Source organism: Aeromonas sp. ASNIH2 (assembly GCF_002934795.1).
Taxonomy (GTDB): Bacteria; Pseudomonadota; Gammaproteobacteria; order Enterobacterales; family Aeromonadaceae; genus Aeromonas; species Aeromonas caviae.
This window is the reverse complement of sequence record NZ_CP026406.1, coordinates 3,342,243-3,354,887: the sequence shown is the minus strand read 5'-3', so window position 1 is coordinate 3,354,887 and position 12,645 is coordinate 3,342,243. Positions and strand designations below refer to the sequence as shown.

Here is a 12,645-nt window from a genome sequence, read left to right as displayed (position 1 = left end):
GTTACTTGGATTCCGAGACGCCAAGCGGGGCCGACACCGTCGGTTTGCCCTGCATGATGGCGATCTCGACACGTCGGTTCATGCGCCGATTCTCCGGGCTGTTGTTGGGCACCAGCGGCTGGGAATCAGCCATCCCTTGCACCACCAGACGATTGCCGTCAAAACCGGGCACCTTGATCATCTGGTGGGCAACCGCCACCGCCCGCTGGGATGAAAGCTCCCAGTTGGACTGGAACAACTCGTCCTCGGTGGCCACATTGTCGGTGTGGCCGGAGACGGTGATCTCCCCCGGCACATCCTTGAGCAGCGCAGCCACCTTGCGGATCACCGGCCAGAACTGGGGTTGCAGGAAGGCGGATCCCGCCGGGAACGCCGCTTTCTCACGAATGCGAATGATGATCTGCTGACCCAGCGCCTCTATCTCGATGGCCCCATCCTGGATCTGGGCCTGCATCTGCTCCGCCAGTGCCTTGGCCAGGGTGTTGGACTGTTCCTGCGCCTTCTGGGCCTCCTGGGCGGTATCGCCACCGCTCTGCTGGCCTTCGGTCTTGTCATGTCCACCCGCCTTGTCCGCATCCCCAGGCTGGAAATCCAGCTCGGTCTGGGTCATGTCGATGGTCTGCTGCATGATGGTGTCAATAGGCGTCGGCTCGGGGCGACCAGGACGAAACTCCTGGGCGATGACGGAGGTTCCCTTGGGGATATCCTTGACCTCCAGGATGTTCTGCACCCCGAACGCCTTCTCCATGGAACCGGCGATCTGCTTGAACTTCTGCACATCCATCTCGGCAAAGGAGAGCAAGAGCACGAAGAAGCACATCAGCAGAGACATGAGATCCGCGAAGGTTCCCATGTAACCGGGCAATCCGGGAGGCGGGCACTTGCACTTTGCCATCTGTGCGCTCCTATTCGGTCCCGTTGTTGCGTTTGGACTGATTCAGGTAGTTCTGCAACATGGCCTGGATCACCCTCGGGTTCTGTCCATCCTGGATCCCCATGATGGCGTCGAGGATCAGGGTGCGGCTCAACTGTTCCTCGCCGCTGCGCAGTTCCAGCTTGTCCGCGATGGGGATGGCAATCATGTTGGCCTCGATGGCGCCATACAGGGTCGTCAGCAAGGCCACCGCCATGGCCGGACCGATGGATTTGGGGTCGCTCATGTTGGCCAGCATGGCCACCAACCCCACCAGGGTACCGATCATGCCCATGGCCGGGCCGAGATCCCCCAGGGAGCGGAACACCTTGATGGCCGTGGCGTGACGCTCGGACGTCAGTTCGATGTCCTTCTCCATCACCGCACGCACCACGTCGGCATCATGGCCGTCCACCAGCATGTCGATGCCCTTCTTCATGAAGGTATTGGGGATCTCCGCCGCCTCCAGAGCCAGAAAGCCCCCCTTGCGGGCCGCATCCGCCAGTTCCACCGCCTTGGTGATGAGATCGTCGAGCTTGTCCCCCTTGTACATGAAGGCCTTGCCCGCGACCTTGAAGGCCATCAGAAACTGACCGAGGTTGAACTTCATCATGCAGATGAACACGGACCCCAGTATGGTGATGTAGACCGATGGCATGTCCACATACATGCTCATGGGGCCGCCCAGCAACATGCCGTACACTACGACCCCGAACCCCAGCACCAAGCCTATCAGACTCCCTAAATCCACATCCCTACTCCTGTCGCCGAACGTGCCGTCTCATTATATTGCGTTGAATTTTCTGCTATTGCGTCCCCGGCAGCAAGCCCGGCACACCGCAATCGCCGATCGGCAATGCGTGGTTGCATGCCCGTTCTTATCGGCCAGGGTCAGGATAGTTTGAGGACGCCGCGTTTTTCTGCCTCCCCCCTGTGGCCGGTCGATGTTAAGATGAGCCGTTTTTTTCAATCCCCGAGGATGGACATGGCCAGTAAAAAAATCGACCGTCTGAGTTTTGATGCCACCCTGGAAGAGCTGGAAACCATAGTGCATCAACTGGAACAGGGTTCGCTCCCCCTCGAGGAGGCACTCAAACATTTCGAACAGGGCATCCATCTGGTGCGTGCCGGCCAGCAGAAGCTGGAGCAGGCCGAACAGAAGATCCAGATCCTGCTGACCCAGGCCGACGGCAGCGAGCAGGCGGTCCCCTTTCAGTCAGAGCAAGGAGAGGAGTGAGTGACCCTGGACGATTTCTCCCGCCTGCATCGGCGCCGCATCGACGACTGCCTCTCGGCACAGCTTGACGCCCTGCCCGCCATGGCGCCACGTCTGCGGGACGCGATGAAATACGGCCTGCTGCTCGGTGGAAAACGGGTGCGCCCCTTCCTGGTCTATGCCGTCGGCGAGATGCTGGGCGTCAAGAGCGAACTGCTGGATGGCCCCGCCGCCGCCGTGGAGTGCATTCACGCATACTCCCTCCTGCACGACGACCTGCCCGCCATGGATGACGACGACCTGCGTCGTGGCCAGCCCACCGTACACAAGGCCTTCGATGAAGGCACTGCCATCCTGGCGGGCGATGCCCTGCAGACCCTGGCGTTTTCCATTCTGGCCGACCACCCCATGCCCGATACATTGATGGCCAACCGGGTGCGGATGCTGAGTGCCCTGGCCCGCGCGTCCGGCTATCTCGGCATGTGCGGCGGTCAGGCACTGGATCTGGACGCCGAAGGGCGCCGGATCAGCCTCGCCGAGCTGGAGCAGGTGCACCGCCACAAGACCGGGGCCCTCATCGAGTGCGCCGTGACCCTCGGCGCCCTGTGCAAGGCTGACGTGGAACCTGCCACCCTCACCGCCCTGCAAACCTATGCCGCCGCCATCGGACTCGCCTTCCAGGTGCAGGACGACATCCTCGACATCACGGGCGATACTGCCACCCTGGGCAAGCCGCAAGGCTCGGATCTGGCGCTGGAAAAGAGTACCTATCCGGCCCTGCTCGGACTCGACAATGCCCGTGAGCTGGCTCGCGAACTGCATGACAAGGCCTTAACAGCCCTGCAATCCTTGCCCTACAATACCGACATTCTGGAAGCGTTTGCCGATTACATCATCGAGCGAACCCACTAAACGCTGGATAACAGTAACAATATGAGCGTTGATATTAGCGATTTCCCCAACCTGGCCCTCGCGGACACGCCGGTCGATTTGCGATCCCTCCCCTTCGAGCGGCTGCCCGTGGTGTGCAACGAGCTGCGCGAGTATCTGCTGCGCTCGGTGAGCCGCTCCAGCGGCCACTTCGCCTCCGGCCTTGGCACCGTCGAGCTGACGGTCGCCCTGCACTATGTCTACAACACCCCCTTCGATCGGCTGGTGTGGGACGTAGGCCACCAGGCCTATCCCCACAAGATCCTGACCGGACGACGGGAGCGCATTCACACCATTCGCCAGAAAGATGGCCTGCACCCCTTCCCCTGGCGGGAAGAGAGCGAGTACGACGTGCTCAGCGTGGGCCACTCCAGCACCTCCATCGGGGCGGCGCTCGGCATGGCGGTGGCGGCCGAGAGCGAAGGGCTTGGCCGCAAGGTGGTCGCGGTCATCGGTGATGGCGCCATCACCGCCGGCATGGCCTTCGAGGCCCTCAATCACGCCGGCGACGTCCACAAGGACATGCTGGTGGTGCTCAACGACAACGAGATGTCCATCTCCGAGAACGTGGGGGCCCTGAACAATCACCTCGCCAGGCTGATGTCCGGCAAGCTCTACACCACCATTCGCGAGGGGGGCAAGAAGGTGCTGGCGGGGCTGCCGCCGGTCAAGGAGCTCGCCAAGCGGGCCGAGGAGCACCTCAAGGGCATGGTGGTACCGGGTACCTTGTTCGAGGAGTTCGGCTTCAACTACATCGGCCCCATCGACGGTCACGACATCCATGCCCTGGTCGAAACCCTGCGCAACATGCGCAATCTCAAGGGTCCCCAGCTGCTGCACGTCAAGACCAAGAAGGGCAAGGGCTACGAGCCGGCGGAAAAAGATCCCATCGGTTATCACGCCGTCCCCAAATTCAACCCGGATGACTGTGCCCTGCCCAAGAGCGCCGGTGGCAAACCCACCTTCTCCGCCATCTTCGGTCAGTGGCTGTGCGATATCGCCGCCAAGGACGAGCGCGTGGTCGGCATCACCCCCGCCATGCGCGAAGGCTCCGGTCTGGTGAAATTCAGCCAGCAATATCCGGATCGCTACTTCGACGTGGCCATCGCCGAGCAACATGCGGTCACCTTCGCCGCCGGTCTCGCCATCGCCGATCAGAAACCCGTGGTCGCCATCTATTCGAGCTTCCTGCAGCGGGCCTATGACCAGCTTATCCACGACGTGGCGCTGCAGAACCTGCCGGTGCTCTTCGCCATCGACCGGGCCGGTCTGGTGGGGGCCGACGGCCCGACCCATCAGGGGGCGTTCGACATCAGCTTCCTGCGTACCGTGCCCAACATGGTGGTGATGACCCCGTCCGACGAGAACGAGTGCCGCCAGATGCTCTACACCGGCTATCTGTGCAACGGGCCAGCGGCGGTGCGCTACCCCCGTGGCAGCGGCACCGGTATCCAGGCCGAGAGTGAGATGCAGGCCCTGCCCCTCGGCAAGGGACGTGTCGTTCGCGAGGGCAAGGGGACCGCCATCCTGGCGTTCGGCACCCTGCTGCAACAGGCCAGAGCAGCCGCCGAGGCGCTGGATGCCACCCTGGTGGACATGCGCTTCGTCAAACCCATGGACGAGGCGCTGGTGCTCTCTCTGGCCGCCTCCCACGATCAGTTCGTCACCCTTGAGGACAACGCCATCATGGGCGGTGCAGGCTCTGCGGTGAACGAGCTGCTGATGGGCTGCAAGCAGTGCAAACCGGTGCTCAACCTCGGCCTGCCGGACCGCTTCATCGAGCAGGGCACCCAGGATGAGATCTACGCCCTGCTGGGGCTGGACAGCGTGGGCATTCAGACCCGCATCGAGAGCTGGCTGCAGGCCTGACAAGGGTTATCGCAAGCAATAAAAAAAGGGCGCCTGATGGCGCCCTTTTTTGTTATTCACTGTGCCAGACCAACCCTGTTCACATACTGTCGCGAGAAGGCCGTCAACAAGGTTACAAGCCGCTCAGGAACCGAGACATACCTGAACACTCCTTGGTTCCACATAAGCGAGCAGCACTTGAACCTTGATCACGGCCTCGCAGCCAGTTCGTGGAAAGGTTTATCAGCCCTTGTAGATCTTCGGGTTGAACACATCCCGCAGCCAGTCACCCAGCAGGTTGATCACCAGCACCAGCACCACCAGGCAGAGGCCCGGGAAGGCGGTGATCCACCAGGAGCCGGAGAAGATGTAGTTGAAGCCCACGCTGATGAGCGACCCCAGGGACGGTTGATCAACCGGCATCCCCAGACCCAGGAAGGATAGGGCCGCCTCGCTCATGATGGCGTTCGCCACCTGCACGGTGGAGATGACCAGGATGGGGGACAGGCAGTTCGGCAGAATGTGGCGGAACATGATGCGCGGGGCGCGGAACCCCATCACCTGAGCCGCTTCCACATACTCCTTCTTCTTCTCCGCCAGCACGGAGGCGCGCACCGTCCGGGCATACTGGGGCCACTCGGCGATACCGATGATCACCACCAGCATCAGGATGGCGAACTTCGAGTAGAACTCGGAGCCAAATGTCGCCTGGAAGATGGCGGAGATGATGATCGCCACCATCATGGTGGAGAACGACAGCTGCACATCGGCAAAGCGCATCAGCAGGTTGTCGATGCGACCACCAAAGTAACCGGCCATCAGACCGATGACGATACCGAGCACCAGCTGCAGCCCCACCGCGAACAGACCAATGGTCAGCGAGATGCGGGCGCCATAGAGGATGGTGCTCCAGATGTCGCGTCCCTGGTTGTCGGTCCCGAGCCAGAAGCGGGCCTCGCCCCCTTCCAGCCAGGAGGGGGGCAGCTCCGCATCCATCAGATCGAAGCTGGTCTGGTCATAGACGTTGTGCGGTGCGATCCAGGGTGCCAGCAGGGCCGCCAGCACGAAGACGACAAACACCGCAAAACTGAACATGGCTACCTTGTCCCGCAGGAAGTAGTAGACGATGTCGGAATTTTTGAAGCGTGCCCAACGGCTTGGGCTTGCAGTTACAGCATTAGTCATCTGTTACCCCTTGGCGGTCAGGTTGACGGTCGGGTTGATCAACCCGTAGAGCAGGTCGACCAGGGTATTGGTCACCACGAAAATGAGGCCCACGAAGATGACGTAGGCGGTGATCAGCGGCGTATCGACCCGGTGGATCGCCTCAAGGAAGAGGAAGCCGGTCCCCGGCCACTGGAACACGCTCTCGGTCAAGATGGTGTAGGCCACCATGGTCCCGATCTGCACACCGCCCACCGTGATGACCGGCAGCATGGTGTTCTTCAGGGCGTGCTGGTAGTAGACCTTGTTGTTGTCCAGCCCCTTGGCACGGGCAAACTTGACGTACTCGGAGGAGAGCTGCTCCAGCATCTCCGAGCGCACCAGCCGGATGAACAGCGGCAGCATGATGGAAGAGAGGGAGACCGCAGGCAGCACCAGGTGCAGGATACCGTCCCAGGTAAAGAAGCCCGACTCCCAGCCCAGCAGGTTGTAGGTCTCGCCACGGCCATAGGCCGGCAGCCAGCCCAGCTGGATGGAGAAGAGGTACATCAGCATGATGGCGGTCAGGAAGACCGGGATCGAGATGCCGATGCTGCTCACCGCCATGATGACCTTGGTGAGGATGCTGCGCGGTCTTATCGCCGAATAAACCCCCAGCGGAATGGAGACCACGACGATGATGAGCGCGGCGGCAAACACCAGCTCAAGGGTAGCCACCAGCTTGTCGAGGATAACCTCGAGGGCTGGTCGCTTGAAGAAATAGGAAGTGCCCAGATCCCCGTGTACCGCGTTCTTCAAGAAGCGGCTGTATTTCACGAGGAAGGGATCATTGAGTCCCATCTTGTCGCGCAGCTCCTGGCGCACGGACTCGGAGACGGATTGTCCCACCAGCTCGCGCAGCGGATCCCCCAGGTTGTCCTGGATGGAGAAGGCGACCAGGCTGATGACGAACATCACTATCACGGCCTGATAGAACCGTTTCAGCAGGAATGTAAACATGCTTGTCCTTCTACGTGGCCTGTGTCTTGGCACAGGCTTCTGTTAATGGCGGGGCAACCATGGGTGCCCCGCCGGGTCCTTCCTTAAGCGCTTCGCTTACTTGTTGACCACCAGGTCACCCAGGTAAGGGAAGTTCATCACGTTGACCACCGGCTTGATGTCGACGTTCTTCTTGGCGCCATAGGCCAGGTCTTCCCAGTGCAGCGGCACATAGGCGGCGTCGTCGATCAGCATGGCTTCCACCTTCTGCAGGATAGCGGCACGCTTGGCAGGATCGGTCTCGGTGTTGGCTTCCATCACCATCTTGTCAGCTTCCGCGTTGGCATAACCGCCGCAGTTGTACTGACCCATACCGGTCTTGGCATCCTTGGTGAAGGTCAGGAACTCGAAGAAGTTCGCACTGTCTTCGGTGTCGGAGTGCCAGCCGATCAGCTGCATGTCAGCGGCGCACTTGTCAAACTCCGGCCAGTACTGGGCCACCGGCATGGTCTTCAGATCCACCTTGATGTTGATCTTGGACAGCATGGCGGAGACAGCCTGGGCAATCTTGACGTCGTTGACGTAGCGGGCAGCCGGGGAGATGAAGCTCATCTTGAAGCCCTTCTCGTAACCGGCTTCCTTCATCAGCTCCTTGGCCTTGGCCAGATCATACTGGGGCTTGAGCGCCTCGTTGTAGCCTGCGTAGCCTTTCGGGCTCAGCTGGCCGGCCGGGGTACCGAAGCCCTTGTTGATCTTGTCGACGATGCCCACCTGGTTGATGGCGTAGTTGATCGCCTGACGCACACGCTTGTCTTTCAGCGCCGGGTTGGTGTTCTGGTTCAGCTCGATGATGATGGCACGGGTACCGGACAGGGTGACCAGCTGGGAATCCTTGCCGTTCTTCACGCGCTCCAGATCGTTCGGGGCAACCGGGTAGATCATGTCCACGTCGCCGCCCAGCAGGGCTGCAACACGGGTGGCGTCTTCCTTGATCGGTACCACGGTCAGGTTTTCGACGTTGCCCTTGGAGGCCTTGTCCCAGTAGTTGGCGTTGCGCACGTATTCCAACTTCACGCCCTGCTCGCGGAACTTGACGCTGAACGGACCGGTACCGGAGACATTGGTGGAGGCGAAGGAGTCACCGTTCTTCACGATCTCGGCCTTGTCCTTGCCCGCCTCGGTCTTGCCGCTATAGAACTTGGAGTCCATCGGGAAGATGTAGGTGACAGTCTGCAGCACCAGCGGGAACGGCTTGGCGGTGACGAGATCCACGGTGAAATCATCCACCTTCTTGGCTTCGGCGATGGGGTCGAAGATCGCCTTGAAGTCCGGGGAGGCCTTCAGACGGTTGACGGTCCATACCACGTCATCGGCGGTGAAGTCGTTGCCGGAGTGGAACTTCACACCCTTGCGCAGGTGGAAACGGACGGTCTTGTCGTCGATGCGCTCATACTTCTCGGCCAGACGCGGCTCGAACTGCAGATCCTGGGTGTAACGCATCAGGGGGTCGAACACCAGGTGAGACATCTCCAGGGTCTGACCGGAGAGCTGCTCCTGCGGGTCCAGCGAGGTGGCGTCGGACGCGACGGCGACCTTGATGTCGGCAGCAGAAACGTTGAACGCGAGACCAGCGGCGAACAGCGCCATGGCGATCTTGGATAATCCTTTCTTCATGTCTTTCTCCATGCTTTTGGCTTTTTATTGACAGACAAACCGGCGAACCGGTGCTTTCCTAGCTTGCGATTTCCAGCCCCTCGCGGGACATTCCCTTGAATTCCGGCATGAGGGAGATCAGCTTGCGGCTGTACTCATGCTCGGCATTGGTGAACAGTTTCTCGGTCTCGGCCACTTCCACCAGATGACCGTGCTGCATCACACCGATGCGGTCGCACATCTGGCGGATGACCGGCAGATCGTGACTGATGAACAGCATGGTGAGCCCAAGCTCCTGTTGCAAGTCTTTGAGCAGGTTGAGGATCTGGGCCTGCACCGAGACATCCAGCGCCGAGGTTGGCTCGTCGCAGATGAGGAAGCGCGGGCGGGTCGCCAGGGCGCGGGCAATGGAGATGCGCTGGCGCTGGCCACCGGAGAACTCGTGGGGATACTTGACCCCGGCGCCGCGGCCCAGGCCCACGTGATCCAGCAGGTCCCCGACGATCTGCTCTATCTGCCGCTCGCTCTCGGCGAGGCGGTGGAAGCGGATCGGCTCGGCGATGATGTCACGCACCTTCATGCGCGGGTTCATCGAAGAGTACGGGTTCTGGAACACCATCTGCATCTGGCGGCGCAGGGGGCGACGCTCGTGCTCCCCTTTCAGGGCGGTGAGATCGATCCCCTCGAAGACAATCTTGCCGGTATCGGGCGGATAGAGCCCGGTGATGGCACGGGCGATGGTGGATTTGCCGGAGCCCGACTCCCCCACCAGACCGAAAGTCTCCCCCTCGAAGATCTCGAAGCTGATGTTGTTGCAGGCGCGCACGTACTGGCGGCGGCTCGGGAAGATGGAATCCTTGGTGACGAACTTCAGATCCACGTTCTCCACCCGCAACAGCGCGCCTTCATAGGTGCGCTCGTCCTGACTCTGGCCGAGCCAGTGGGTCTTGAGATCGATGCTGGTATCCGCCGCACCGGCATCCTCGATATAGGAGACCAGGGGGAAGCGTACCAGCTTGACATCCGAGCGGGGCACCGCCGAGATGAGGCTGCGGGTATAGGGGTGATTGGGGCGGCCCAGCACCTGTTCCGTGGTGCCGAACTCCACCAGATCGCCGCGGTACATCACCGCCACCTTGTCGGTGACGTTGGAGACCACCCCCATGTCATGGGTCACCAGCATGCAGCCGACCTGGCGCTCTTTGCACAGGTTGCGGATGAGCTGGAGGATCTGATCCTGGATGGAGACGTCCAGCGCCGTGGTCGGCTCATCGGCGATGATGAGCTCGGGATCCCCGGAGAGGGCGATGGCGATCACCACCCGCTGGCGCATGCCACCGGAGAACTGGTGAGGATACTGCTTGATGCGCACGTCCGGGTTCGGGATCCCCACCGCCCCCATCAGCTCGAGGGCCTTGGCAAAGGCCGCCTCGCGGGACAGGTCGGTGTTGGCGAGGATGGTCTCCACCAGCTGCTGCTCCACGGTGAACAGCGGGTTGAGGGAGGTCATGGGATCCTGGAAGATGAAACCGATGCGCGAGCCGCGAATGGCCCGCATCTCGTTCTGGCTCTTGCCGGAGATGAGCTCGCCGTTGAGGTAGATGTCGCCACGGGCGATGCGACCGGGCGGGCTCAACAGATCGATGACGGCGTTGCCGATGGTGGATTTGCCAGCGCCGGACTCACCGACGACGCCGACGATCTCGCCCTTTTCAACAGAAAAAGAGAGATCCTTGACCGCGGCAAGCACCCCGTAGCGGGAGGGGTACTCGATCCGCAAGTTTTTGACTTCAAGCAAGGACATGGTTACCTCTGCGGGGGACATCCGTCCCAAATAATTCGTCCGTAAATCAGCCGCAGATGCTGGTTGTGCCTTGGTACTGCTCGAGAGCCGTTGTTGTGTAATTAACGCTCAATCCATGAGGCAGCCAAACCAGCGATCCGGGCGGGTTTTTTGCATTTTTTTGGAATAACCCGCGAGTAAGTTAGTCGGTTTGCCCGCGGGTGTAAATGATCCAGTTATACAATTTCGCAATACTTTGCCCAGAGAATGCCGACACCCTGGGGTTAAAATGTCGATAAAAGTCACATTACCAGAGATTACGCTGGCAATGCGAGACCATCAACCAATTATGTTTCAACAAAATAGCAACAAACCATCTTATTCACTATCAGCATTATGCTGGCGAGCTTCGAATGAGTAGTGAATATTTATGTGAAATGATTTTTTGACGGCAGCATATCTGGAGTAAGTAAAAATAGGCAGAGCTAAATAGGGACAATGCAGAAGGATCAACCTGGGCCACAGACCCGCCGGCACGGCAAGCCGGGAGGGATTGCATACAAAAAAACGCAGGCCCCTCAGGGCCTGCGTGTGCGGTATATCCGACCTCTTTGCAAGGGAGAGGAGTGAAAAACAACGAGACGGGCGTTCGGGAGCCGCCTCCCCTCACCAGTGGGCAAGCAGTTGCATGCAGGCCAGGGCGAACAGGCCGGCGATGAGATCGTCCAGCATGATGCCAAGCCCGCCGTGAATGCGGCGATCGAACCAGGAGATGGGCCAGGGCTTGAGCACGTCGAACAGGCGAAACAGCATGAAACCCGCCAGCACCCACTCCCAGCCGGCCGGGGCCGCAATCATGGTGACCCCGAATCCGATGACCTCGTCCCAGACGATAGCCCCGTGATCCGGCATCCCGATGGCGTCGGTGGCGCTCTGGCAGATGCGGATGCCCGCCACGAAACCCACCACCAGCAGGACGATGAACCAGGAGGTCGGCAGCCCGCTCACCAACAGATAGAGCGGGATGGCTGCCAGGGTCCCCATGGTGCCCGGCGCCTTGGGGGAGAGGCCGGAGCCAAACCCAACCGCAAGGAAGTGGAGCGGGTTTTTAAGGTTCAGCCGCGTCAGTTCGGGCTTTATCTTGAAAGACATCATGCGAAGTGATCCCAGCCCTTGAGGTGCAGTTCGACGGGTTGTTCGTCCTGCAGGTAGTCGATGCCAGGCTCCCCGGCCAGGATGCGACCGATGCGGGTGAACTTCACGCCACAATTGGCCAGCGCCGTGTCCAGGGCGCCGTGATGCTCCTGGGGCACGGTGAAGCAGAGCTCGTAGTCATCGCCCCCGGACAGGGCCAGCTGCCAGGCATCCATGGCCGGCACTGCATCCTGCAACACGGGGGAGAGGGGCAGCAGGTTGAGATCGATCTGGGCCCGCACGCCGGACGCCTTGAGGATGTGGCCGAGATCGGACGCCAGGCCGTCGGAGAGATCCAGGGCGCTGCTGGCCAGCCCGCGCAGGGCCTGACCGGCCAGGATGCGGGGATGGGGATGGTCGAGGCGCGGCAGCACGGCCGCCAGCTGGTTCTCGTTGAGGGTGCGCTTGCCCAGCAGGTGGGAGAGCGCCAGGGCGGCATCTCCCAGGGTACCGGTCACGTAGACCCCGTCACCGGCCTTGGCGCCGCTGCGCAGCAGGGCGCGACCTGCCGGGACCGATCCTTTCACCGAGACGGTGATGGAGAGGGGCCCGCGGGTCATGTCTCCCCCCACCAGCGCCACGTTGTAGTACTCGGCGAGCTCGAGGAACCCTTCGGCGAAACCGGCGACCCAGCGCTCGTTGATGGCGGGCAGGGTCAGGGCCAGGGAGACCCAGCGCGGCTCGGCACCCATGGCGGCCAGATCGGAGAGATTGACCACCAGCGCCTTGTAGCCGAGATCCACCGGATCCATGTCGGGGAAGAAGTGCACGCCGCTCACCAGGGTGTCCGTGCTCACCGCCAACTGGGCGTCGGGGGGCAGGGTCAGCAGGGCACAGTCATCTCCAGGGCCCATCACCACGTCCTTGCGGGCGTGGGGGACCTTGAAGTACTTCTCAATCAGCTCAAATTCACCCATACAGTAAAAAGCCAGCAATAAGCTGGCTCCTCTCTTAATTGCTGACGGA

At 61.1% G+C, this 12,645-nt stretch carries 11 protein-coding genes; 3 read left to right on the top strand and 8 right to left on the bottom strand.

Translation table 11 applies throughout. The features are described 5' to 3' along the window. Position 1: 1 nt before the first annotated feature. Together C3F36_RS16025 and pomA are read right to left on the bottom strand one after the other, a co-directional pair. Positions 2-895: a flagellar motor protein MotB gene (locus C3F36_RS16025; RefSeq protein WP_042878323.1), complete on the bottom strand. Its 894-nt coding sequence runs from the start codon at positions 893-895 to the stop codon at positions 2-4. A 10-nt stretch (positions 896-905) separates the two neighbouring features. Beyond that, positions 906-1,664 carry a flagellar motor protein PomA gene (gene pomA / locus C3F36_RS16020; RefSeq protein WP_029314770.1) on the bottom strand — a complete coding sequence of 253 codons (759 nt, stop codon included), beginning with the start codon at positions 1,662-1,664 and terminating at the stop codon, positions 906-908. A 234-nt stretch (positions 1,665-1,898) separates the two neighbouring features. Here pomA and xseB point away from each other — a divergent pair, with 234 nt between their 5' ends. Genes xseB through dxs form a run of 3 tightly spaced genes read left to right on the top strand, consistent with a single transcriptional unit; the run spans position 1,899 to position 4,928 of the window. Then, positions 1,899-2,150: an exodeoxyribonuclease VII small subunit gene (gene xseB, locus C3F36_RS16015; protein WP_104456071.1), complete on the top strand. Its 252-nt coding sequence runs from the start codon at positions 1,899-1,901 to the stop codon at positions 2,148-2,150. Beyond that, the gene (gene ispA / locus C3F36_RS16010; protein WP_041215676.1) at positions 2,151-3,041 is read left to right on the top strand and encodes a (2E,6E)-farnesyl diphosphate synthase; all 891 of its coding nucleotides are present in this window, start codon (positions 2,151-2,153) and stop codon (positions 3,039-3,041) included. Positions 3,042-3,062: 21 nt separating this feature from the next. Beyond that, complete coding sequence (dxs, locus tag C3F36_RS16005; RefSeq protein ID WP_043153238.1) at positions 3,063-4,928, top strand: 1-deoxy-D-xylulose-5-phosphate synthase; 1,866 nt, start codon at positions 3,063-3,065, stop codon at positions 4,926-4,928. A 222-nt stretch (positions 4,929-5,150) separates the two neighbouring features. Here the strand turns inward: dxs and C3F36_RS16000 are convergent, their stop codons facing one another. From C3F36_RS16000 to thiL, 6 genes are all read right to left on the bottom strand, one after another. After that, on the bottom strand, positions 5,151-6,092 hold the full coding sequence (locus tag C3F36_RS16000) for an ABC transporter permease (RefSeq protein ID WP_029314771.1): 942 nt from the start codon (positions 6,090-6,092) through the stop codon (positions 5,151-5,153). Positions 6,093-6,095: 3 nt separating this feature from the next. Then, positions 6,096-7,070, bottom strand: coding sequence for an ABC transporter permease (locus C3F36_RS15995; protein WP_039040297.1), 975 nt, complete (start codon positions 7,068-7,070; stop codon positions 6,096-6,098). 96 nt (positions 7,071-7,166) lie between these two features. Continuing rightward, on the bottom strand, positions 7,167-8,723 hold the full coding sequence (locus C3F36_RS15990) for an ABC transporter substrate-binding protein (RefSeq protein ID WP_010675386.1): 1,557 nt from the start codon (positions 8,721-8,723) through the stop codon (positions 7,167-7,169). A gap of 58 nt (positions 8,724-8,781) precedes the next feature. Further along, positions 8,782-10,506, bottom strand: coding sequence for a dipeptide ABC transporter ATP-binding protein (locus C3F36_RS15985; protein WP_010675387.1), 1,725 nt, complete (start codon positions 10,504-10,506; stop codon positions 8,782-8,784). 645 nt (positions 10,507-11,151) lie between these two features. Next, positions 11,152-11,640: a phosphatidylglycerophosphatase A family protein gene (locus C3F36_RS15980; RefSeq protein WP_104455435.1), complete on the bottom strand. Its 489-nt coding sequence runs from the start codon at positions 11,638-11,640 to the stop codon at positions 11,152-11,154. Beyond that, on the bottom strand, positions 11,637-12,596 hold the full coding sequence (gene thiL / locus C3F36_RS15975; RefSeq protein WP_104455434.1) for a thiamine-phosphate kinase: 960 nt from the start codon (positions 12,594-12,596) through the stop codon (positions 11,637-11,639). The genes C3F36_RS15980 and thiL overlap by 4 nt, the downstream gene beginning before the upstream one ends. Positions 12,597-12,645 lie beyond the last annotated feature (49 nt).

Bases quoted from the DNA above. Each gene is read 5' to 3' on its own strand.
- C3F36_RS16025 (WP_042878323.1), bottom strand. From the start codon at position 895: ATGGCAAAGTGCAAGTGCCCGCCTCCCGGATTGCCCGGTTACATGGGA.
- xseB (WP_104456071.1), top strand. From the start codon at position 1,899: ATGGCCAGTAAAAAAATCGACCGTCTGAGTTTTGATGCCACCCTGGAA.
- C3F36_RS15995 (WP_039040297.1), bottom strand. From the start codon at position 7,070: ATGTTTACATTCCTGCTGAAACGGTTCTATCAGGCCGTGATAGTGATG.
- C3F36_RS15980 (WP_104455435.1), bottom strand. From the start codon at position 11,640: ATGATGTCTTTCAAGATAAAGCCCGAACTGACGCGGCTGAACCTTAAA.
- C3F36_RS15985 (WP_010675387.1), bottom strand. From the start codon at position 10,506: ATGTCCTTGCTTGAAGTCAAAAACTTGCGGATCGAGTACCCCTCCCGC.
- thiL (WP_104455434.1), bottom strand. From the start codon at position 12,596: ATGGGTGAATTTGAGCTGATTGAGAAGTACTTCAAGGTCCCCCACGCC.
- C3F36_RS16000 (WP_029314771.1), bottom strand. From the start codon at position 6,092: ATGACTAATGCTGTAACTGCAAGCCCAAGCCGTTGGGCACGCTTCAAA.
- dxs (WP_043153238.1), top strand. From the start codon at position 3,063: ATGAGCGTTGATATTAGCGATTTCCCCAACCTGGCCCTCGCGGACACG.
- C3F36_RS15990 (WP_010675386.1), bottom strand. From the start codon at position 8,723: ATGAAGAAAGGATTATCCAAGATCGCCATGGCGCTGTTCGCCGCTGGT.